General features: G+C 71.5%; 17 protein-coding genes. 11 read left to right on the top strand and 6 right to left on the bottom strand.

The genetic code is table 11. From position 1 onward, the window contains the following. Window positions 1-5 precede the first annotated feature (5 nt). The gene (gene helR, locus ACZ7CF_RS28810; RefSeq protein ID WP_470371027.1) at window positions 6-2,186 is read left to right on the top strand and encodes an RNA polymerase recycling motor ATPase HelR; all 2,181 of its coding nucleotides are present in this window, start codon (window positions 6-8) and stop codon (window positions 2,184-2,186) included. A gap of 63 nt (window positions 2,187-2,249) precedes the next feature. On the opposite strand, the gene pdxS is transcribed toward helR, so the two are convergent. Then, window positions 2,250-3,143, bottom strand: a complete 894-nt coding sequence (gene pdxS, locus ACZ7CF_RS28805; protein ID WP_179953702.1) for a pyridoxal 5'-phosphate synthase lyase subunit PdxS — start codon at window positions 3,141-3,143, stop codon at window positions 2,250-2,252. 247 nt (window positions 3,144-3,390) lie between these two features. Between pdxS and ACZ7CF_RS28800 the strand changes: the two genes are divergently transcribed. Further along, window positions 3,391-5,448: an elongation factor G-like protein EF-G2 gene (locus tag ACZ7CF_RS28800; RefSeq protein ID WP_470371026.1), complete on the top strand. Its 2,058-nt coding sequence runs from the start codon at window positions 3,391-3,393 to the stop codon at window positions 5,446-5,448. 110 nt (window positions 5,449-5,558) lie between these two features. On the opposite strand, the gene ACZ7CF_RS28795 is transcribed toward ACZ7CF_RS28800, so the two are convergent. Both ACZ7CF_RS28795 and ACZ7CF_RS28790 read right to left on the bottom strand, forming a co-directional pair. After that, complete coding sequence (locus tag ACZ7CF_RS28795) at window positions 5,559-7,055, bottom strand: CoA-acylating methylmalonate-semialdehyde dehydrogenase (protein ID WP_458431177.1); 1,497 nt, start codon at window positions 7,053-7,055, stop codon at window positions 5,559-5,561. Next, on the bottom strand, window positions 7,052-8,335 hold the full coding sequence (locus ACZ7CF_RS28790) for an aspartate aminotransferase family protein (RefSeq protein WP_360391563.1): 1,284 nt from the start codon (window positions 8,333-8,335) through the stop codon (window positions 7,052-7,054). The genes ACZ7CF_RS28795 and ACZ7CF_RS28790 overlap by 4 nt, the downstream gene beginning before the upstream one ends. Before the next feature lie 106 nt (window positions 8,336-8,441). On the opposite strand from ACZ7CF_RS28790, the gene ACZ7CF_RS28785 reads away from it, so the two are divergent. Then, on the top strand, window positions 8,442-10,034 hold the full coding sequence (locus ACZ7CF_RS28785) for a PucR family transcriptional regulator (RefSeq protein ID WP_458431175.1): 1,593 nt from the start codon (window positions 8,442-8,444) through the stop codon (window positions 10,032-10,034). 36 nt (window positions 10,035-10,070) lie between these two features. Here ACZ7CF_RS28785 and ACZ7CF_RS28780 read toward each other — a convergent pair whose 3' ends face one another. Continuing rightward, window positions 10,071-10,487, bottom strand: coding sequence for a hypothetical protein (locus tag ACZ7CF_RS28780; protein ID WP_360391569.1), 417 nt, complete (start codon window positions 10,485-10,487; stop codon window positions 10,071-10,073). Window positions 10,488-10,616: 129 nt separating this feature from the next. Here ACZ7CF_RS28780 and ACZ7CF_RS28775 point away from each other — a divergent pair, with 129 nt between their 5' ends. The 3 genes from ACZ7CF_RS28775 (at window position 10,617) to ACZ7CF_RS28765 (ending at window position 12,647) form a co-directional block, all read left to right on the top strand. Then, window positions 10,617-11,324, top strand: a complete 708-nt coding sequence (locus tag ACZ7CF_RS28775; RefSeq protein ID WP_470371025.1) for a MerR family transcriptional regulator — start codon at window positions 10,617-10,619, stop codon at window positions 11,322-11,324. Between the two features lie 87 nt (window positions 11,325-11,411). Further along, a complete protein-coding gene (locus ACZ7CF_RS28770; protein WP_470371024.1) occupies window positions 11,412-12,020 on the top strand; it encodes a class I SAM-dependent methyltransferase in 609 nt (202 codons plus the stop codon). A gap of 105 nt (window positions 12,021-12,125) precedes the next feature. Next, window positions 12,126-12,647 (top strand): hypothetical protein, encoded by a 522-nt coding sequence (locus tag ACZ7CF_RS28765; protein ID WP_470371023.1) that lies wholly within the window; start codon window positions 12,126-12,128, stop codon window positions 12,645-12,647. On the opposite strand, the gene ACZ7CF_RS28760 is transcribed toward ACZ7CF_RS28765, so the two are convergent. Next, window positions 12,610-13,341, bottom strand: coding sequence for an alpha/beta hydrolase-fold protein (locus ACZ7CF_RS28760; protein WP_360391582.1), 732 nt, complete (start codon window positions 13,339-13,341; stop codon window positions 12,610-12,612). The genes ACZ7CF_RS28765 and ACZ7CF_RS28760 overlap by 38 nt on opposite strands. A gap of 153 nt (window positions 13,342-13,494) precedes the next feature. Here ACZ7CF_RS28760 and ACZ7CF_RS28755 point away from each other — a divergent pair, with 153 nt between their 5' ends. Genes ACZ7CF_RS28755 through ACZ7CF_RS28735 form a run of 5 tightly spaced genes read left to right on the top strand, consistent with a single transcriptional unit; the run spans window position 13,495 to window position 19,517 of the window. Further along, a complete protein-coding gene (locus ACZ7CF_RS28755) occupies window positions 13,495-15,003 on the top strand; it encodes an NCS1 family nucleobase:cation symporter-1 (RefSeq protein ID WP_360391585.1) in 1,509 nt (502 codons plus the stop codon). Then, on the top strand, window positions 15,000-15,842 hold the full coding sequence (locus ACZ7CF_RS28750) for a nitrilase-related carbon-nitrogen hydrolase (protein WP_458431168.1): 843 nt from the start codon (window positions 15,000-15,002) through the stop codon (window positions 15,840-15,842). The genes ACZ7CF_RS28755 and ACZ7CF_RS28750 overlap by 4 nt, the downstream gene beginning before the upstream one ends. Beyond that, entirely contained in the window at window positions 15,839-17,224 is a 1,386-nt protein-coding gene (gene hydA / locus ACZ7CF_RS28745) for a dihydropyrimidinase (RefSeq protein ID WP_458431167.1), read from the top strand. Before ACZ7CF_RS28750 ends, hydA begins: the two co-directional genes overlap by 4 nt. A gap of 12 nt (window positions 17,225-17,236) precedes the next feature. Beyond that, window positions 17,237-18,229 carry a TIGR03842 family LLM class F420-dependent oxidoreductase gene (locus ACZ7CF_RS28740; RefSeq protein ID WP_458431166.1) on the top strand — a complete coding sequence of 331 codons (993 nt, stop codon included), beginning with the start codon at window positions 17,237-17,239 and terminating at the stop codon, window positions 18,227-18,229. A 52-nt stretch (window positions 18,230-18,281) separates the two neighbouring features. Then, the gene (locus ACZ7CF_RS28735; protein WP_470371022.1) at window positions 18,282-19,517 is read left to right on the top strand and encodes a DUF4241 domain-containing protein; all 1,236 of its coding nucleotides are present in this window, start codon (window positions 18,282-18,284) and stop codon (window positions 19,515-19,517) included. Window positions 19,518-19,971: 454 nt separating this feature from the next. Here ACZ7CF_RS28735 and ACZ7CF_RS28730 read toward each other — a convergent pair whose 3' ends face one another. Then, complete coding sequence (locus ACZ7CF_RS28730; protein ID WP_470371021.1) at window positions 19,972-20,922, bottom strand: NUDIX hydrolase; 951 nt, start codon at window positions 20,920-20,922, stop codon at window positions 19,972-19,974. Window positions 20,923-21,134: the final 212 nt, after the last annotated feature.

Genomic DNA, 21,134 nt, shown 5'->3' with positions numbered 1-21,134 from the left:
AACACGTGTCAAACCAGGGGTACGAAGCAGAACTGCAGTCCGAGCGCGCCTACGTTGCTGATCTGTACGCACGGCTGGATGCCGACCGTGCGCGCGTGAAGGGGGCGTTCACCAGCGCGTTGCGCGGCACCGGCGGCACCGTCATGGAGCGCGACCAAGAGGTGCGCGCCCGGCACAAGGAGATGAAGCGGCTGGAGGTGGCCGACGACGGCCTGTGCTTCGGGCGGCTCGACAGCCTCGACGGCGAGGTGTCCTACATCGGCCGCATCGGCATCTTCGACGAGGAGCGCGACTTCGAGCCGGTGCTGCTGGACTGGCGGGCGCCGTCCGCGCGGCCGTTCTACACGGCCACGGGCGCGAACTCCGAGGGCATGCGGCGGCGGCGCCAGTTCCACACGAACCGGCGCGCGCTGGTCGGCTTCACCGACGAGGTCTTCGGCCGGCCCGACGCCGGCGAGCGCGGGGACGCGGCACTGCTGGCGGCGGTCAACGCGCCGCGCGGCGAGGGCATGCGCGACATCGTGGCGACGATCCAGGCCGAGCAGGACGCGATCATCCGGCTCGAGCACCCCGGTGTGCTGGTGATCGAGGGCGGGCCCGGCACCGGCAAGACGGTCGTGGCGCTGCACCGCGTCGCGTACCTGCTCTACACGCAGCGGGAGCGGATGGAACGCCACGGCGTGCTCGTCGTGGGCCCGAACCCGGCGTTCCTCACCCACATCGGGCGGGTGCTGCCGTCGCTGGGCGAGTCCGACGTGGTGTTCATGACCACCGGCGACTTCGTGCCCGGCCTGAAGGTCACCGCGGAGGACCCGGCGGACGCCGCGCGGCTCAAGGGGTCGCTGAAGATGCTCGACGTGCTCGCGGCCGCGATCGCCGGCCGCCAGCGCCTGCCGGAGGAGCCGATCCCCGTCGGCCTGAAGGACGTCACCGTCCACATCAACGCCGAGACCGCCGAGTGGGCCCGCCAGGAGGCCCGCGACACCGGGCTGCCGCACAACGAGGCGCGCGCGACGTTCGTGGAGATCGTCACCTACGTGCTGACCGAGCGCGCGATCGCCCGCATCGGCAAGGGCTGGCTGTCGCGCGAGGACAAGCAGGGCTGGGAGGACATGCGGTCCGGCCTGCTGAAGGACCTGGCGGAGGACGACCGGTTCCTGGCCGCGGTGGACGAGCTGTGGCCGGTGCTGACGCCGCAGTCCCTGCTGTCGTCGCTGCTGTCCTCACCCGACCTGCTGGCCGCGGCCGGCGGCGACCCGGCGCTGCTGCGCGCCGACGGTGCCGCGTGGACGGTCTCGGACGTGCCGCTGCTCGACGAGCTGCACGACCTGCTGGGCCGCGACAAGATCACCGAGATGACCCGCGAGCGGGCGGCGCTGGAGGAGCGCAAGGCCGAGACCGCCTACGCCGAGGCCGTGCTGGACAGCATGACCAACCGCCAGGACCACATGGACGACGAGGACCACCTCTTCGCCACCGACCTGCTGCGGGCGGAGGACCTGGCCGTCCGGTTCGTGGAGCACGACACCCGCACCCTCGCCGAACGCGCCACCGCCGACCGCGACTGGACCTACCGCCACGTCGTCGTCGACGAGGCGCAGGAACTGTCCGAGATGGACTGGCGGGTGCTGATGCGGCGCTGCCCCGGCCGGTCGTTCACCGTCGTCGGCGACCTGGCCCAGCGCCGCACCGCCGCCGGTGCCGTGACGTGGGGCGACATGCTCGACCCGTACGTGAAGGACCGCTGGGTCTACCGCTCGCTGACGGTCAACTACCGCACCCCGGCCGAGATCATGGCCGTCGCCGCCCGCGTGCTCGCCGAGTTCGCACCCGACGTGCAGGCCCCGGAGTCGGTGCGCGCCAACGGTGTCCAGCCGTGGGCCCGCCAGGTGAGCACCGCGGAGCTGCCGGCGGCGATCGAGGAGTTCGTCGCGGCGGAGGCGGCCCTGGAGGGCACGAGCGTCGTGATCGGCCCGCCCGGCGTGCCCGGCACGGTGCCCGCCGCGGAGACGAAGGGCCTGGAGTTCGACTCGGTGCTCGTGGTGGAGCCGGAGCGGATCCTCGCGGACGGCCCGCGCGGGGCGGCGGAGCTGTACGTGGCGCTGACCCGTGCCACGCAACGGCTCGGCGTGCTGCACCACGGCCCGTTGCCGGAGGCGTTGAGCTCGTTGCGGCCGGTGGGCTGACGGACGCGAGGAGGGGCCGCACCCGGAGTGGGTGCGGCCCCTCGGCGTTCCTCGCGGGACCGGTTACCAGCCGCGCTCGGCCAGGCGGTGCGGCTCCGGGACGTCCTCGACGTTGATGCCGACCATGGCCTCGCCCAGGCCGCGCGAGACCTTCGCGATGACGTCGGGGTCGTCGTGGAAGGTGGTGGCCTTCACGATGGCCTCGGCGCGCTGGGCCGGGTTGCCGGACTTGAAGATGCCGGAGCCGACGAACACGCCCTCGGCGCCGAGCTGCATCATCATCGCGGCGTCGGCCGGGGTCGCGATGCCGCCGGCGGTGAACAGCACCACGGGCAGCTTGCCGTTCTGCGCGACCTCCTTCACGAGCTCGTACGGCGCCTGGAGCTCCTTGGCGGCCACGTACAGCTCGTCCTCCGGCAGGTTCTGCAGGCGGCGGATCTCCTGGCGGATCTTGCGCATGTGCGTGGTGGCGTTCGAGACGTCGCCCGTGCCGGCCTCGCCCTTGGAGCGGATCATCGCCGCGCCCTCGGTGATGCGGCGCAGCGCCTCGCCCAGGTTTGTCGCACCGCACACGAAGGGGACGGTGAACGCCCACTTGTCGATGTGGTTGGCGTAGTCGGCCGGCGTGAGCACCTCGGACTCGTCGATGTAGTCGACACCGAGCGACGCGAGCACCTGCGCCTCGACGAAGTGGCCGATGCGGGCCTTGGCCATCACCGGGATCGAGACGGCGTTGATGATGCCGTCGATCAGGTCGGGGTCGCTCATCCTGGCCACGCCGCCCTGCGCGCGGATGTCCGCGGGCACGCGTTCGAGCGCCATGACGGCGACGGCGCCGGCGTCCTCCGCGATCTTCGCCTGGGTGGCGTCGACCACGTCCATGATGACGCCGCCCTTGAGCATCTCGGCCATGCCGCGCTTGACGCGGGCAGTGCCCGTGACCTGGTCAGTGCTCACCCTGGGGACCCTTTCACGAGGGGAAGTCGGTCCCCAGAGGCTACGTCCGACGTGGCCCCCTGACCCAAGCCACTGGAGCCACGAAACAGAAGGCCACTTTCCGGCCAACCGCAGGTGGTGACGCTGCTCACTCCACCGCCGCTGTGAACTGTGTTCGCGCACCGGGCGGCACCCGGTCGGGTTTCCGGGCTTGTGACCACCGGTGAACGGGTGTGAGATCGGACACTACGACTTGACGGAGGTCGCCATGGGAAGCAAGGGCTCCGACAACACCACCTCGGCAGGCGCGGTCGCTGTGGACGACCCGGCCAAGGTCCGCAACGTCGTGCTCGTCGGCCCGTCCGGCTCTGGCAAGACGACGCTCACCGAGGCCCTGCTCGCCGCCACCGGCGTGGTCAGCCGCGCGGGATCGGTCACGGAGGGGACGACGGTCTGCGACCACGACCCGGCGGCGGTGCGGCAACAGCGGTCGGTCGGCCTCGCGGTGGCACCGGTCCGGCACGGGGACATCAAGATCAACCTGATCGACACCCCCGGCTACGTCGACTTCGTGGGGGAGCTCAGGGCAGGACTGCGGGCCGCGGACGCGGCCCTTTTCGTCGTCAACGCCTTCGAGGGGGTGGATGCGGCAACGGTGGCGTTGTGGGAAGAGTGCGCGTCGGTGGGCATGCCGCGTGCGGTCGTCGTCACGCGCACGGACCACCATCGCGCCGATCTCACCACCGAGGTGCTCGCGTGCCAGGCGGCGTTCGGCGCGGGCGTGGTGCCGTTGTACGTGCAGGAGGGCGACCGGCTCGTCGGCCTCCTGACCCAGGGCGGCGACTACCCGGAGGAACGGGCCGCGCTGATCGAGGGGATCATCGCCGAGAGCGAGGACGAGACCCTCATGGACCGGTACCTGGCCGGGGAGGACATCGACCAGGACACGCTGATCGCCGACCTGGAGACCGCCGTCTCGCGCGGGTCGTTCCACCCCGTGATGCCCGTGTGCGCCGCGACCGGCCTGGGCCTGACCGAGCTGCTCGACGGCATCGCGCGGGCGTTCCCGTCACCGCTGGAGCACGCGGTGCCCGACGTGACCTCCGTCGACGGCATCCCGCAGCCCCGCATGGCCGCCGACCCGGACGGGCCACTCGTCGCCGAGGTGGTCCGCACCGCCGTGGACTCCTACGTCGGCCGCGTGTCGCTGGTCCGCGTCTTCTCGGGCACGCTGCGGCCCGAACGGCCGGTGCACGTCTCCGGGCACGGCATGGCCGACCGCGGGCACGAGGACCACGACACCGACGAACGCGTCGCGCACATCTACTCGCCGCTGGGGTCGAACCTGCGCGAGGTGCCGTACTGCGTGGCGGGTGACATGTGCGCGTTGACCAAGCTGACCACCGCCGAGACCGGTGACACCGTGTCCGCGCCCGAGCAGCCGCTGCTCATGGCGCCGTGGGACATGCCGGAACCGTTGCTGCCCGTTGCCGTCGTGCCGCGTACCCGCAGCGACGAGGACAACCTGGCGCGCAACCTCAACCGCCTCGTCGCCGGCGACCCCACGCTGCGGCTGGACCGCAACGCCGAGACGCACCAGCTGGTGCTGTGGTGCATGGGCGAGGCGCACGCGGACGTCGTGCTGGCACGGCTGCGGGCGGGCGGCGCGGAGATCGACACCGAGCCGGTGCGCGTGCCGCTGCGGGAGACCTTCGCGGGACCGGCGAAGGGCCACGGCCGGCACGTCAAGCAGTCCGGGGGGCACGGCCAGTACGCGGTGTGCGACATCGTCGTCGAGCCGCTGCCGCGCGGCTCCGGCTTCGAGTTCGTCGACAAGATCATCGGCGGTGCGGTCCCCCACCAGTTCATCCCCTCCGTCGAGAAGGGCGTGCGCGCGCAGCTGGAGAAGGGCCTGCACGACGGCACGCCGGTGGTGGACGTCCGGGTGACCCTCGTCGACGGCAAGGCGCACTCGGTCGACTCGTCGGACGCGGCGTTCCAGACCGCCGGTGCGCTGGCGTTGAAGGAGGCCGCCGCCACCGGGCGCACGCAGCTGCTCGAACCGATGGACGAGCTCGCGATCCGCTTGCCCGACGAACACCTCGGCACGGTGCTGGGCGACCTGTCCGGGCGGCGCGGGCGGGTGCTCGGCACCGAGGCGGGCGAAGGTGGCCGCACGGTGATCCGCGCGGAGGTGCCGTCGAGCGAGCTGCTGCGCTACGCCGTCGAGCTGCGCGCGCTGACCTCGGGCACCGGCACGTTCACCCGCCGGTTCTCCCGCTACGACCCGGTCCCCGAGGCACTGGCGGCGCGCACGAGCCGGTAGGCCCGGTCGCCCGCGAGCCCGACGCGCAGGTCGGGAGCGCAGCCGAGGCGGGCCGTCTGCACGAGACCCGCCTCCGCCGACGCCGCTGCGTCCCGCGGCTTCCCGCCGGGCTAGGTGTTCTGCGGGAACCCGAGGTTGACCCCGCCGTGCGACGGGTCCAGCCAGCGCGAGGTGACCACCTTGGAGCGGGTGAAGAAGTGCACGCCGTGCGGTCCGTAGGCGTGCGCGTCCCCGAACAGCGACTCCTTCCAGCCGCCGAAGGAGTAGTAGGCGACCGGCACGGGGATCGGCACGTTCACGCCGACCATGCCGACCTCCACCTCGTTCTGGAACCGGCGCGCGGCGCCACCGTCGTTGGTGAAGATGGCGGTGCCGTTGCCGTACCGGTTGGCGTTCACCAGCTCCAGCGCCTCCTCGTAGGTCGAGGTGCGCACGACGGACAGCACCGGGCCGAAGATCTCGTCGGTGTAGACCGACATGTCCGTGCCGACGTGGTCGAACAGGGTCGGGCCGAGCCAGAAACCGCTCGCGTCGCCGTCGATCGGGTGGTCGCGGCCGTCGACCGCGAGCACCGCGCCCGCCTCGACCCCGGCGTCCAGGTAGGACGTCACCTTGTCCCGGTGGGCGCCGGTGACCAGCGGTCCCATCTCGCACGACGGCCCGGAGCCGACCTGGACGTCGGCGATCCTGGACTTGATCTTCTCGACCAGCTCGTCGCCGACCGGGCCGACCGCCACGACCACCGAGACGGCCATGCAGCGCTCCCCCGCCGAGCCGAAGCCCGCCGAGACCGCGGCGTCGGCGGCCAGGTCGAGGTCGGCGTCGGGCAGCACCACCATGTGGTTCTTGGCCCCGCCCAGCGCCTGCACCCGCTTGCCGTGCGCGGTGCCGGTCTCGTAGACGTACTTCGCGATCGGCGTGGAGCCGACGAACGAGATCGCCCTGACCACCGGGTGTTCCAGCAGCCGATCAACGGCCACCTTGTCGCCGTGCACGACGTTCAGCACGCCGTCGGGCAAGCCCGCCTCGGCGAACAGCTCGGCGATGAACACCGAGGCACTCGGGTCCTTTTCGGACGGTTTGAGCACCACCGTGTTGCCGCAAGCGATTGCGGTGGGCACGAACCACAGCGGCACCATCGCGGGGAAGTTGAACGGCGAGATCACGCCGACCACGCCCACCGGCTGCTGGATCGAGTAGACGTCGACCTTCGTGGAGGCGTTCTCGCTGAAACCGCCCCGCAGCAACGTGGGGATGCCGCATGCGTACTCGACGGACTCCAGGGCGCGCTGGACCTCGCCGCCCGCGTCGGACACCACCTTGCCGTGCTCGGAGCTGACGAGCACGGCCAGCTCGCCCTTGCGCGCGTTGAGCAGCTCGCGGAACTTGAACATCACCGTCGAACGCTGCGCCAGCGACGCGTTGCGCCACTGCGCAAACGCTTTCGCGGCCGTGTCGACCGCTGCGTCCACTTCGGACACCGACGCGAACGCGACCTGGTTCGCGACCTTGCCGGTGGCCGGGTCGTAGACGTCACCGGTGCGCTCCGGCGTCTCGGCCCAGCTCTTGCCGCCGATCCAGTGCCTGATCATCCCGGGCCCGGTCATGCGCGCGCCACCGCCTGCGCGAGGATGCCCAGCGCCTCGTCCAGCTCGTCCTCGGTGAGGGTCATCGGCGGGGCGAGGCGGATGACGTTGCCGTAGAGGCCGCCCTTGCCGACGAGCAGGCCCAGCGCCCTGGTCTCGTTCAGCACGGTCGTGGCCGCACCGGGGTTGGGCTCGCCCTCGGGACCGACCAGCTCGACGCCGACCATCAGGCCCTTGCCGCGCACGTCGCCGATCACCGGGTGCCGCTCCGCGAGCTCGCGCAGGCCGCCGATCAGCCGGGAGCCGAGCTTGGCCGCGTTGGCCTGCAGGTCGTGGTCGAGCAGGTAGTTCAGCGTCGCCAGCGCGCCGGCGGTGGAGACCGGGTTGCCGCCGAAGGTGGAGATCGAGTTGGCGGTGATGGTGTCCATCAGGTCGCCGCGGGCGACCACGCCGCCGATCGCGAGGCCGTTGCCGAGACCCTTGGCGAACGTCATCGCGTCCGGCACGACGTCGTGCGCCTGGATGCCCCAGAAGTGCTCGCCGGTGCGGCCCCAGCCGGTCTGCACCTCGTCGGAGACGAAGAGGATCCCGTACTCGTCCAGCACGTCCTTGAACGCGCGGAACAGGCCGTCGGGCGGGGAGGTGAACCCGCCGACGCCCTGGATCGGCTCGGCGATCATGCACGCGACGTCACCGGACGTGGTGGTCTCGATGACCTCGCGCAGGTCGTCGACGCAGGCCTTGACGTAGTCGGCGTCGGACAGCGACCTGAACGGGCTGCGGTAGCGGTAGCCGCCGTGCACCCAGCTGACCTTGATCGGCGACAACGCGGAGGCCGACCAGCCGCGGTTGCCGGTGATCGCGGTCGTGGCGAACGCGCGGCCGTGGTAGCTGTTGCGCAGCGCCAGGACCTGCTCGCTGCGGCGGGCCTGCGTGGCGAGCATGAGCGCCGTCTCGTTGGCCTCGGTGCCGGAGTTCGTGAAGAACACCTTGGCGTCCGGGATGCCGCTCAGCTCCGCGACCTTCTCCGCCAGCTCGACCTGCGACCTGATCAGGTAGAGCGTGGAGCTGTGCAGCACGCCGGTGTCGAGCTGTGAGCGGATCGCGTCGCTGATCTCGGCCACGTCGTAGCCGATGGCGTTGGTCAGGATGCCCGCGAAGAAGTCGAGGTAGGTCGTGCCCTCGCTGTCGGTCACCCGCCGCCCGTCGGCGCTCGCGATCTCGATGGGCTCGTCGTAGTAGAGGGCCAGCCACTTCGGCATCACCGCGCGGTGTCGTGCCAGCAGCTCCTTGTGGGCCATCACGTCCTCCAGGGGTCTCCACCTGCTCGCGAGTCTGCTGGGGTGACGGGTCCGCCGCCATGCACAACCTGTACCCGGATCGGCTGGTTGGCATTACGTTGTGTCCATGTACCCGACGGTCGCCGAAGTCGTCGCCCTCCCGGTGATCCGGCAGGGAAAGCCGCGCCTGGTGGCCGGGTCGGCGGGGTTGTCGCGGCGGGTCCGCTGGGTGCACGTGGCGGAGATCGCGGACATCGCGCCGTTGCTGCGCGGCGGTGAGCTGGTGCTGACGACCGGCGTGATGCTGCCCGACTCGGGCCTCGCCCGCTACGTCGGGGAGCTGGCGGCGGTGGGGTGCGCGGGCCTGGTCGTGGAGCTGGGGCGGCGGTGGCGCGACGACGTGCCCGCCGCCCTGGTCACCGCGGCGGAGCAGCACGGGTTGCCGCTGGTCACCCTCGCCGCCGAGACGCGGTACGTGGCCGTGACGGAGGCGGTGGTGGCGTTGATCGTGGACGCCCAGCTGGCCGAGCTGCGGGCCGCGGAGCAGGTGCACGAGACGTTCACGGCGCTGACGGTCGCGGGTGCCGAGCCGTCCGAGGTGCTGCGCGAGGTGGCGCGCACGTCGGGGCTCGCGGTCGTGCTGGAGACGCTCGGCCACGACGTGCTGGCCTACGACGCGGCCGGGCACGACCCGGTGCTGCTGCTGGACGACTGGGCGGCGCGCTCGCGCGCGGTGGCGGTGGCCGAGCGGACGGCCTACCACGAGGCCTCCGGCTGGCTCGTGACGATCGTCGGCGCGCGCGGCGCGGACTGGGGCCGGCTGGTGCTGGTGTCACCGGAACCGCCCCCGCACCGGCACGTCGTGGTGGCCGAGCGGGCGGCGTCCGCGCTGGCCGTGCACCGCCTGGTGGCACGCGACCGGGAGTCGCTGGAACGCCAGACGCACCGGACGTTGCTGGCGCAGCTGCTGGGCCAGTCCCCCGCCGCACCCGACCTGGGCGCGCGGGCGGCGGCGCTGGGGGTGCCGCTGGAACGCCGGCAGCTGATCGGCGTGGCGGTCCGGCCGGTGTCCGGCGGGCACGGGCAAACGCTTGCGACGCAGGAGGTCCTGCGCGACCTCGCCGAGGCCACGGCGCTGGCGGGGCGGCGGGTGACGGTCGCGGCACTGGTCGGCGTCGTGGACGACACGTCCGTGCGGGCCCTGCTGTCGGTGCCCGTGACCGTCGGGGTGGAAGGTGTGCTGCGCAAGGTCGCACGCGAGGTCCACCGGACGGCGGCGGGCGCGGTGGTGATCGCCGTGGGCACGACCGTGTCGTCCACAACGGACGTTCGCCGCTCGCTGGGCGAGGCAGCACACGTGGCCGGTGCGGCGTTGCGGGCGCCGGGAACCCAGCTGTACCACCGGCTGGACGACGTGCGGTTGCGCGGTCTGCTGCACCTGCTGCGCGAGGACGAACGGGTGCGCGCGTTCGCGGACCGCGAGCTGGGCCCGTTGCTCGCCCGCGACGCGGCGCAGGGCTCACGTTTGGTGGAGCTGCTGCGGTGCCTGTGCGAGAACGGCGGCAACAAGTCGGCGGCCGCCGCGGCGGCCCACCTCTCCCGCACCGCCTACTACCAGCAGCTGGCCCGGATCGAACAGGTGCTCGGGGTCTCGCTGGAGGACCCGGAGTCGGTGCTGTCGCTCCACGTGGCGCTGCTGGTGCACGAAACGGGCCCGTGACGACTCCGGCACGGGCCCGTCCGCTTCGGGCGCTGCTCAGCCGTTGATCGTCGGCAGGATGCCGGACAGCACGGTGTTGGTGGGCAGGTCCGACAGCTGCGGGGTCTGCAGGCCGCCGAACTGCGAACCGGCGAGCAGCGTCTCCGCGCTCGGGGTGCCGGGCAGCGAACCCAGCTCGGGCGCGACCGGGTTCGCGGCGCTGCGCTCCCGCGGAAGGGCCAGCGTCGCCGTCTTCTCGCCCACCGGCGCGCTCACGGTCGGCAGCTTGACGGCCTTGTCCACCTCGAGGATGTCGACGTGCCGCTTGGCGTCGGAGATCAGCTGGTCCGCGCCGACGTCGGGCACACCACCGTCGAGCACGGGGGCCTCGGCCGCGTTGGCCGTACCCGCGAGCAGCGGGGCCGCACCGGCGGCGAGGAGGGCGGCGGCACGGAGGAGTCCGGAACGAGACACAGTTTTCCTCAATCTGGGTTTGGGGACCGATCTTCGATTTCATCGGCTGTTCCGGTTCGGATGTTTAGGCGCTCGATCGTGTGATCCGGGGGTTGAACCTCACCCCACGGGAGGTCCTACCGTCGTCATGTGACCCGCTGGAGCATCGGTGACCTGGCCAGAGCAAGTGGCCTGACCGTCCGCACCCTTCACCACTACGACGAGATCGCCCTGGTCGTCGCCTCGGAGCGCACGCCGTCCGGTCACCGTCGGTACACACCCGCCGACGTCCGCCGCCTCTATCAGGTGAGATCACTGCGCCAGCTCGGTCTCTCCCTGGAGGAGGTGCGGTCCGCACTGTCCTCTTCGGACTCGCTGCGCCCGCTCTTCGAGGCGCAGCTGGCGGCCCTGACGGCCCGGGCGCGGCAGGTGGAGGCATTGCGCTCGCGGATCGCCGGCCTGCTCACCGAGGACTCACCGGAGTCCCTTCTGTCCACTTTGGAGCTGATGTCCGTGTACGAGAGCTACTTCACCGCAGACCAGCTGTCGGACCTGCGTTCCCGTGCCGTCGAGATGGGCGGCGAGGCCGTGGAGGCGCTGAAGGCCTCGTGGCTCGACCTGGTCTCCCGGCTGCGCGACCACCTGGCCGACGGCACCCCCGCGACCGACCCCCGCGTCGTCGAGCTGTCCCGGCAGTGGGACGCGCTGGGCGCGCGGTTCACCGGCGACGACCCGGCGGTCAAGGCGGCGGCGCAGCGGTCGTGGGCGGAGAACCGGGCGGCGACCAGCGCGCAGCTCGGGTGGCCCGCGGACGACGGGCTGCTCGACTACCTGGCACAGGCCCGCGCGGCACGCTGAGCAGGTTGCCAGCTGTTGCGCCTTCGCCGCCCCGAGCTCCCGCTCCTGGCTTCGCTGGCGTCTGCAAGTACCCGGTAGAAAGGTGTCATGTCCGCTGACGACGACACCCGCCGCTTGGCCGCCGCCAACCCCACCGGGTGGTTCGAGGACCTGTACGTGGAGGCCGACGCCGGCACGGCCGCCGTCCCCTGGGACAAGAACACCCCGCAACCGCACCTGGTCGAGTGGGCCGACGGCATCGACGGCAGCGGCCGCACCGCGCTGGTCGTGGGCTGCGGCTACGGCCGCGACTCCGAGTACCTGGCCGCACTCGGCTTCGACGTGACCGCGTTCGACATCTCCCCCAGTGCCATCGCCACGACCCGCGCGCGGTTCCCGCAGACGAAGGTCTCCTACGAGGTGGCCGACCTGCTCGCTCCGCCGGCCGCGTGGCACCGCGCGTTCGACCTGGTCGTGGAGAACATGACCGTGCAGGCGCTGCCGGTGGCGCTGCACGCGCGGGCCACCGGACGCGTCGCCTCGCTCGTGGGGTCGACGCTGCTGGTGCTGGCCGTGGCGCGGGACGAGGGCCCGGAGCCGGACGGCCCACCGTGGCCGTTGACGCCGGCCGAGGTCGAGGCGTTCGCGACGGACGGGCTGAGTGCGCGGTCGATCCGGCGCGCGGACGGGCGGTGGGTGGCCGAGTTCGCGCGCTGAGCATGCGGTCTGGAGCTCACCGCGGCGCATCCGGCGGAGGCGGGCTGCGGCTAAGTGGCCTTGAACTGGCACCTTATGGCCCGTTGCAGGCGCTTAGCGTGAGTCATGCTCGCTCGTCGGCTCACGGCCCGCCTTCTCGACTGGCTCCTCGTGCTGGTCGTGACCTGGCCGCTGGTGCACGAACCGGTGGCCGTGGTGGCCGTCGCCGCTGTCTACGACGCCGCCCTGCTGCGCCTCAACACCCTCGGCAAGGCCCTGACCGGTCTGCGCGTCGTCGGTCCCGCCACGGGCTTCCGGAACAAGAAGGTGCTGGCCCGCGCGCTGATCACGACGGCGTTGCCGGGTGCGGGGGTCGCGCTCGTCCTGACCGGCCTCGGGTGGCGCGAGCCGGCGTTCATGGCGGGGCTGGGGTGGCAGCAGCCGTGGGTCGTGGCCGGTGAGCACCTCGGCACCGGGCAGGCGGGGTGGCTGGGGCCGCTGGTGCTGGTCAGCGGGGTGACGCTGCTGGCGTTATCGGCGGTGGAGAGCCTGGACCTGCGGGGCACGCGGACGTGGCACGACCGGAAGGCGGGCACGGCCGTCGTGCGGGTCAGGGCGGTGCACTCCCACCGAGGCGGTCGCCGATGAACCGCAGCGCCTCCGGCAGCACCCGCCGCCAGTAGTGCACGTCGTGCGCGCCGTGCTCGAACGACCCCACCTGCGCCCGCGCCTTGCGCGCCAGGTCCGCGGCCGCGTCGTGGAACGGGTCCTCCTGCCCGCACCAGATGCCGACGGGCGAGTCGATCGACGTGGCGCGCAGCAGCGGCTCGTTCGCCTCCCACGCCTCGCGTGAGGCGAAGCCGTGGATGCGTTCGGCGTCCTGCCAGGTGGGGAAGACGGCCGGGCTGATCGCCGCCACCGCGCGCAACGGCTGCCTGGTCGCGATGCCGAGCACGCCGAAGCCGCCCATCGAGATGCCCAGCGCGGCGTCGAACGGCACCGGTGGCGTCAGGCCGACCCAGTAGTCGTCGGCGCCGTTGAGGACGGCGAGGCGCAGGCGGAGACCGGAGGCGGCGAGGAACTCGGGCAGGCCCACCTGCTCCCACCACCGCACGCTGCCGCCACGGCCGTGCAGCACGAGCACCACCGGACCGTCACCGCTGCCCATCCACGCACCCCACGGCGCCGGTGTCACGGAAACCGGCGCCACCTCGGGCACCACGCCGTCAGGTCCGGTCCAGCCCAGCAGGCGGCGGCCGCGCGGGGTCAGGGCACCGGCCACTCCGGCGGCTCCGAGCGCGCCGGCTCCCCCGAGCAGCAGCGCGCGGCGCGAGATCCCCATGGGACGAGTCTTCCACGCAACGCACACAATGTGCGCCGATCATGCGAAGCGTGGACACTCTGACACTGCCACGCATACAGCGGTGGACCCAGGATTCCGGGATGGAACCGACCGCGTTCGCGTTGTTTCAGCAGCGTAACAGGGGGTTGAACGATGGCAGTTGAGGCCTCATCGCCCCAGGTCACACCCGATGGCCGCGTCGAGCTCAGCGATGTGCGTCCCATCCAGGACAGCAGGTTCTACAACCCCGAGCTCGCGCCCGTGCCGGTCGAGCAGCGGACGTGGTCGACGTACAACTTCTTCGCGCTGTGGATGGGCATGGCGCACAACATCCCGAGCTACACGCTCGCCGCGAGCCTGATCGCGCTGGGGATGGACTGGGTGCAGGCGTTCCTCACGATCACGCTCGGCAACCTGGTCGTGCTGGTCCCGATGCTGCTGAACAGCCACGCGGGCACGAAGTACGGCATCCCGTTCCCGGTGTTCGCGCGGGCCTTCTACGGCATCCGCGGCGCGAACCTGGTGGCGTTGCTGCGGGCGTTCATCGCGTGCGCGTGGTTCGGCATCCAGACGTGGGTGGGCGGCAAGGCGCTGCACGTCATCATCGGCCGGCTGGCCGGCGAGGGGTGGACGGGAGCGTCCGAAGTGGGCGGTCAGCCGTGGACGCTGTGGTTGTGCTTCCTCGGTTTCTGGGTCGTGCAGATGCTGGTGATCTGGCGCGGCATGGAGGCGATCCGGCGGTTCGAGAACTGGACGGCGCCGCTGGTGAGCGTCGGCTTCCTGGTCCTGCTGGGGTACGTGCTGGTCAAGGCGGGCGGGTTCGGGCCGATCCTGCAGACCGGCAGCAAGCTCGGCTGGGGACCGGACTTCTGGAAGGTGTTCTTCCCCGCGCTGATGGGCATGATCGCGTTCTGGTCGACGCTCAGCCTCAACATGCCGGACTTCACCCGGTTCGGCGGCAGCCAGCGCAAGCAGGTGACCGGGCAGGTCCTCGGGCTGCCGACCACGATGTCGTTCATCGCGATCGTCGCCATCCTCACGACGTCGGGCGCGCAGGCGCTCTACGGCGAGGCGATCTGGGACCCGGCGGATCTCGCGTCCCGGTTCGACAGCACGCCGCTGGTGCTGGTCGCGCTGATCTCGCTGGTGCTCGCGACGATCTCGGCGAACCTCGCGGCGAACGTGGTCAGCCCCTCCTACGACTTCTCGAACGCGTTCCCGCGGCGCATCACGTTCGCGGTCGGCGGCCTGATCACCGGTGTGGTCGGCATCCTGATCCAGCCGTGGCGGCTGATCTCCGACCCGAGCATCTACATCTTCGCGTGGCTCGGGTTCTACGGCGGCCTGCTGGCGAGCGTGGCCGGCGTGTTCGTGGCCGGGTACTGGGTGATCAAGAAGACCCGGTTGCACCTGGAGGACCTCTACCTCGACGGGCGCGGCGCGTACTGGTTCAACGGCGGCTGGAACTGGCGGGCCGTGGTGGCGACGCTGGCCGGCGGCGTGCTCGCGGTCGGCGGCGCCCACGGCGGGCCGTTCCCCGCGGACGGGCTCATCCCGTTCCTCAAGCCGCTCTACGACTACAACTGGGTCGTCGGCTTCGCCGCCGGCTTCCTGGTTTTCCTCGCACTCAAGGACACCAAGGCGAAGGAGACGACCAGGTGAGCAACGTCATCCGGGCGGCGCTCGTCCAGCAGAAGTGGACGGGCGACAAGGAGTCGATGATCGCGAACGCGGTCGAGCACATCCGCACCGCCGCATCGCAGGGCGCACAGGTCCTGTGTCTCCAGGAGCTCTTCTACGGCCCGTACTTCTGCCAGGTGCAGGACGCGGACTTCTACTCCTACACCGAGGAGATCCCGGACGGCCCCACGACGGAGCTGATGAAGGAGGTCGCCGCGCAGAACAACATCGTGCTGATCGTGCCGATGTACGAGGTGGAGCAGCCGGGCGTGTACTACAACACCGCCGCGGTGATCGACGCCGACGGCACCTACCTCGGAAAGTACCGCAAGAACCACATCCCGCAGGTCAAGGGCTTCTGGGAGAAGTTCTACTTCAAGCCGGGCAACCTCGGGTACCCGGTGTTCGACACCGTCGTGGGCCGCATCGGCGTCTACATCTGCTACGAGCGCCACTTCCCCGAGGGCTGGCGCGCGCTCGGCCTCGCTGGCGCGAAGATCGTGTTCAACCCGTCGGCGACGTCGCGGTCGCTGTCGGAGTACCTGTGGAGGCTGGAGCAGCCCGCCGCGGCCGTGGCGAACGAGTACTTCGTCGGCGCCATCAACCGGGTCGGCGTGGAACCGCTGGGCGACAACGAGTTCTACGGCCAGACGTACTTCGTCTCGCCGCGCGGGCAGCTCGTCGGCGAGGCCGCTTCGGACACCGAGGAGGAGCTCGTGGTGCGCGACCTCGACCTCGACCTGCTCACCGAGGTCCGCGACACGTGGGCGTTCTACCGCGACCGCCGCCCGGACACCTACGAGGGCCTGGTGACGCCGTGAGCGTCCTGGTCAAGAACGGCCTGGTGATCAACGCGACCGGTTCGCACGCCGCGGACGTGCTGATCGACGGCGAGCACATCGCCGCCCTCGTGACGCCCGGTTTCCCCGTCCAGGCGGACGAGGTGGTCGACGCGGCCGGGAAGTACGTGATCCCCGGCGGCATCGACGTGCACACGCACATGGAGATGCCGTTCGGCGGCACGCAGTCCGCCGACACGTTCGAGACCGGCACGACCGCGGCGGCGTGGGGCGGCACCACCACGATCGTCGACTTCGCCGTGCAGCCCAAGGGTTCCTCGTTGCTGTCCACACTGGACAGGTGGCATGCCAAGGCCGACGGCAACTGCGCGGTCGACTACGGCTTCCACATGATCATCTCCGACGTGAACGACCAGTCGCTCAAGGAGGTGGAGTCCTGCATCGCTCAGGGCGTGAACAGCTTCAAGATGTTCATGGCCTACCCCGGTGTCTTCTACGCCACCGACGGCGAGATCCTGCGCGCCATGCAGAAGGCCCGCGAGACCGGTGCCACGATCATGATGCACGCGGAGAACGGCATCGCGATCGACCAGCTCGTCGCGCAGGCGCTGGCGAACGGCCTGGGCGACCCGGTGCAGCACGGCCTGACCCGCCCGCCGGAGCTGGAGGGCGAGGCCACGTCGCGTGCCATCCAGCTGGCCCGTGTCACCGGTGCTCCGTTGTACGTCGTGCACCTGTCGGCCGCGCAGGCGCTGGACGCCGTCACGGCCGCGCGGGACACCGGCCAGAACGTGTTCGCCGAGACGTGCCCGCAGTACCTGTACCTGTCGCTGGAGGACATGGCCCGGCCCGGTTTCGAAGGTGCGAAGTACGTGGCGTCGCCGCCGTTGCGCCCCAAGGAGCACCAGTCGTCGCTGTGGCGGGGCCTGCGGACGAACGACCTGTCCGTCGTGAGCACCGACCACTGCCCGTTCTGCTTCAAGGACCAGAAGCAGCTGGGCGTCGGCGACTTCTCCAAGATCCCCAACGGCATGCCCGGCGTCGAGCACCGCGTCGACCTGCTGCACCAGGGCGTGGTGAAGGGCGAGATCACCCGCGAGCGCTGGGTGGAGATCGTGTCGACGACGCCGGCGCGCATGTTCGGCATGTACCCGCGCAAGGGCGTGATCGCACCGGGAGCCGACGCGGACGTGGTGGTCTACGACCCGTCGGCCACGCAGACGATCTCCGCGGAGACCCACCACATGGCCGTGGACTACTCGGCCTACGAGGGCTTCGAGGTCACCGGCCGCGTGGACACGGTGTTCTCCCGCGGCCGCAAGGTGGTTTCGGACGGCGCCTACCGCGGTTCGACGGGCCACGGCCGCTTCGTGTCGCGTGACCTCAACCAGTACCTCGTCTGAGAGGAGTCCGTCGTGGACTTCGGTGTAGTGCTGCAGACCGACCCGCCGGCACGGGACGTGGTGGAGGGCCTCCGCGCGGCCGAGGACTGCGGTTTCCGCTACGGCTGGACGTTCGACTCCTGCGTGCTGTGGCAGGAGCCGTTCGTCATCTACTCGCAGGTCCTGGCCGCCACCCGCGACCTCGTCGTCGGCCCGATGGTCACCAACCCGTCCACCCGCGACTGGTCGGTGACGGCGTCGTTGTTCGCGACCTTGAACGACATGTTCGGCAACCGCACGGTCTGCGGCATCGGCCGCGGCGACTCGGCCCGCCGCGTGATCGGCCAGAAGCCCTCCTCGCTGGCCACCCTGGGCTCCGCGATGCACGTGATCAAGGAACTGGCCGAGGGCCGTTCCGTGGAACACCACGGCACGGCGGTGCAGATCCCGTGGGTGCGCAACGGAAAGCTCGAAGTGTGGATGGCCGCCTACGGTCCGCGCGCGCTGAAGATGGTCGGTGAGCAGGCCGACGGGTTCATCCTGCAGACCGCGGACCCGGACATCGCCCGCTGGACGATCGGCTCGGTGCGCGAGGCGGCGGTCGCGGCGGGCAGGGACTCGTCCGCCATCACGATGTGCGTGGCGGCCCCCGCGTACGTCGGGACGGACCTGGCGCACCAGCGGGACCAGCTGCGGTGGTTCGGCGGGATGGTCGGCAACCACGTCGCGGACCTCGTCGCGCGGTACGGGGACTCGGGCGCGGTGCCGAAGGCGCTGACCGACTACATCAAGGACCGCGAGGGCTACGACTACTCCCACCACGGCAAGGCGGGCAACCGGTCCACGGACTTCGTGCCGGACGCGATCGTGGACCGGTTCTGCCTCGTGGGACCGGAGTCGGCGCACGTGGAACGGTTGCAGGAGCTGAAGGAGATCGGGGTCGACAACTTCGCGCTGTACCTGATGCACGACGAGAAGGACAAGACGCGCGACGCCTACGGGTCGTCGGTGATCCCAGCGGTGTGAGCTGACCTGCGGCGATCCAGAACTGTCAGACCCCGCCGCTACCGTTGCCCCCATGACCACAACGCTGGAAGTCGTGTACTGCGAGGGCTGGGACCCCGACCGGAGGGAGGTCTCGGGCCGGTTGCCGGTGGCGGTCGCACGGGAGCGCGACCGCGCCGGTGAGCAGTACGCGTTCTGCTTGGTGGAGCCGGAAACGGGCCGTGTCACCGTCGTGGCCGAGATCGCGTGGGGCGTCCACTTCGCACGGTGGTGGTTCCTCGACCCGCGGGGCAGACGCCGGCGGATGCACGAGTACCGGGTGCTCGACGGGCGGCTGTTCCTGCTGCGCGGTCGCGAGTGGACCTACTGGGACGACGAGCAGCCCGAGTTCGACGACGGCTGCGGGTTCGCCCAGGTCACCTACTCCCCCGACGGCGACGTGAAGCGGGTGGAGCGCCCGAACGGCAAGCGCGGCGGTTCGCGGAGCGACTGGCAGCAGGAGGACGTCAGCGGGTGCTACGGGGAGGTGCCCGCGTTCTCCGACTGGGCCGGGCTGTCCTCGGCCGATGACGTGGAGCTGGAGCTGGTGCCGGTGGACGTCGCGGAGCAGGAGCCGGCCGATCCGCCGTGGCAGCCCTCGGCACCGCTGCGTCCGCTGGGGATCGACGGCGCGTTCCGGGCGGGGACGCGCTGGACGCTGCCGCGCAGGGACGAGACCGTGGTGGTCGAGCTGGTGGCCGGTGGCACGGTCCGGATGCCGAGCGGTCAGGTGGTCGCGGCTGACCCCTCGTACCTCGGCACGAGCCAGCCGTTCTCGACCGCGGTCGCGCCGGGCGACTACCCGGTCGAGCTGTCGGTGGTGCGGTTCGCGGACCAGCCGGACCACACCCGTGTCGCGGCGGCCAGGCTGGTGGTGTCCCCGGCGCCGGTCGTGTCGTGGGAGTCGGCGCTCAAGGGGGGCCAGGACGTGGTGGTGCTCGGCGAGGGCGAGTTCTACGGGTTCGGCGTCGACGGCGGCGTGGGCTGTTTCACGGACGCAGCGGCGTGCACCGCGCTGGCCGAGCTGATCGAGGAGTCGCAGGAGGCCGAGGACCTGCTGATGACCCCGATGGGCCCGACGACGGCGGTGCTGACCGAGCCGGCGTCGGGCGCCACCCTGGTCGCCTACCACTCGGGCTGGGGCGACGGCACGTACCCGGTGTGGATCGGCCGGTCGGCGGACGGCGAGGTGGCGTGCTTCGTGGCTGACATGCTCGTCCTGCGGCAGGCCACGGAGGCCTTACCCGACGCTGTCGGCGCGGACCGCTAGGCCGCCAGCGGGCCCGCGCGGGTCTGGCGGTCCCGCTCGCTTGCGGCGACGCGACGGGGTTCTTGCCCGACACCGTTGCCGCGGAGCGCCAGACTCTTGGCGGATAGTGCGGACCTGGTGTTCCGCTCGCCCACCGCGAGCGCGGGCAGCACCCGCCAGCTGTGCCGGGCAAACGGCCGTCCGTGGCGGCCACGCTCGTCCCGCGCTGGGCCACGAAGGCCTTGTTCGACGCCACCGCCGCGGATCGCCAGGTGCCGTTGCCGCCGAGCCCCAGGCACAGCCGAGCCGTCAGCGGATCGTGCGGGTTTGGTGTTCCGCTCGCCCGCCGCGGCGCGCGGAACAGCTCCGCCCGACGGACCGGGCAGACGCCCTCCGCAGCAGCGACGCTCGCCCTACGTCCGGCTGCGGAGGCATTGGCCGACGCCGCCGCCCAGCGCCTGGCACGGCCAAGCGGTCAGCGGATCGTGCGGGTCTGGCCGTCCCACTCGCCCGCCGCGAGCGCGGGCAGCAGCTCCGCCAGCTGCACCGGGTAGACGGTGTCCTCAGTGGCGGCCAGCTCCTCCGCAGTCCACCAGCGGAACGCGGAGATGCTGGTCTCCTCGACGTCGTTGAACCCGGACAGGTCCACGGTGAACTCAGGAACGGAGGTGTAGAAGAACCACTCCTCGGCGTCGAACGTCTGCCCGGCGAAGCTGAACACCGCGCGCCGCCGCCACACCGGCCCGACCAGGTCGTCGGCGGCGAGCCGCAGGCCGGTCTCCTCGAACGCCTCGCGCAGTGCCGTGTCGCGCAGCTCCTCGTCCTTCTCGACGCCACCGCCGACCGTGAACCAGAAGAGCTCCTGGGGCCGGGCGGGGTCGAAGCCCTGGAAGAGCAGCACGCGGCCGGCGGGGTCGGTGAGCACGATGCGGGCGGACGGGCGCGGCGTCAGCATCACCGCGTCGGAGGGCGCGGTGGGTTCGGCGATCTCGAAGTAGGACGGCTGCGGTGCGGTGCCGGCCAGACGCAGCCAGCGGACGATGCGCCGGCGGCGCTGCAGCAGCGTGTCGCGGACGGCGTCGTTGTGGACCCGGCGGGCGAGCACGACGCGTTCCTCGGCGTCAGCCAGTTCAGCGAGCGCGGCAGGAGGGAGGGACGAACGGTCGAGCGCACCCAGGAGTCCGGACAGCTCGTTCTCGGCCATCTCGCGGTCGGCACGTGAGGCGGCCTCGGCACGGGAGGCCGCGGCGGACAGCGAGGGGTCGAGCAGGGCACGCGTCACGACGGCGCGGCGGGCCAAGGCGGCGTCGAGGGCGGCCCAGGCGGCATCGGTGCGGACGTGGAGGCGGTCGAGGCGGTTGGCGATCGCCAGGATCCAGGCGGCCAGCACCAGTGCGATGGCGATGGCGACGGCGACGGTGGTCATGAGGCGCTCACCTGGGTGGTGGGGTCCGCGACCGCGCGGCCGGTGCCGTCGCGGCGGAGGCTCGGCGCAGCGGTCGGGAGCACAGCCATCGCACCCGCTGTGCGACGGCAGAGGCGGGGGCTCGGCGCAGCGGTCGAAAGCGCGGCCAACGCAGCCGCGGTACGACGGCAGAGGCGGTGGCCGAGAGCGGGACGGCGGCCGTGTGCACCGGC

This window comes from Lentzea sp. NPDC036955, from assembly GCF_055608005.1.
Note: the sequence above shows the minus strand (reverse complement) of the source record. Positions and strands in the feature narration are given on the sequence as shown.

Coding starts and splice junctions, on each gene's coding strand:
- ACZ7CF_RS28800 (WP_470371026.1), top strand. CDS start 3,391: ATGGGAAGCAAGGGCTCCGACAACACCACCTCGGCAGGCGCGGTCGCT.
- ACZ7CF_RS28795 (WP_458431177.1), bottom strand. CDS start 7,055: ATGACCGGGCCCGGGATGATCAGGCACTGGATCGGCGGCAAGAGCTGG.
- ACZ7CF_RS28790 (WP_360391563.1), bottom strand. CDS start 8,335: ATGGCCCACAAGGAGCTGCTGGCACGACACCGCGCGGTGATGCCGAAG.
- ACZ7CF_RS28785 (WP_458431175.1), top strand. CDS start 8,442: ATGTACCCGACGGTCGCCGAAGTCGTCGCCCTCCCGGTGATCCGGCAG.
- ACZ7CF_RS28770 (WP_470371024.1), top strand. CDS start 11,412: ATGTCCGCTGACGACGACACCCGCCGCTTGGCCGCCGCCAACCCCACC.
- ACZ7CF_RS28765 (WP_470371023.1), top strand. CDS start 12,126: ATGCTCGCTCGTCGGCTCACGGCCCGCCTTCTCGACTGGCTCCTCGTG.
- ACZ7CF_RS28760 (WP_360391582.1), bottom strand. CDS start 13,341: ATGGGGATCTCGCGCCGCGCGCTGCTGCTCGGGGGAGCCGGCGCGCTC.
- ACZ7CF_RS28755 (WP_360391585.1), top strand. CDS start 13,495: ATGGCAGTTGAGGCCTCATCGCCCCAGGTCACACCCGATGGCCGCGTC.
- ACZ7CF_RS28735 (WP_470371022.1), top strand. CDS start 18,282: ATGACCACAACGCTGGAAGTCGTGTACTGCGAGGGCTGGGACCCCGAC.
- ACZ7CF_RS28730 (WP_470371021.1), bottom strand. CDS start 20,922: ATGACCACCGTCGCCGTCGCCATCGCCATCGCACTGGTGCTGGCCGCC.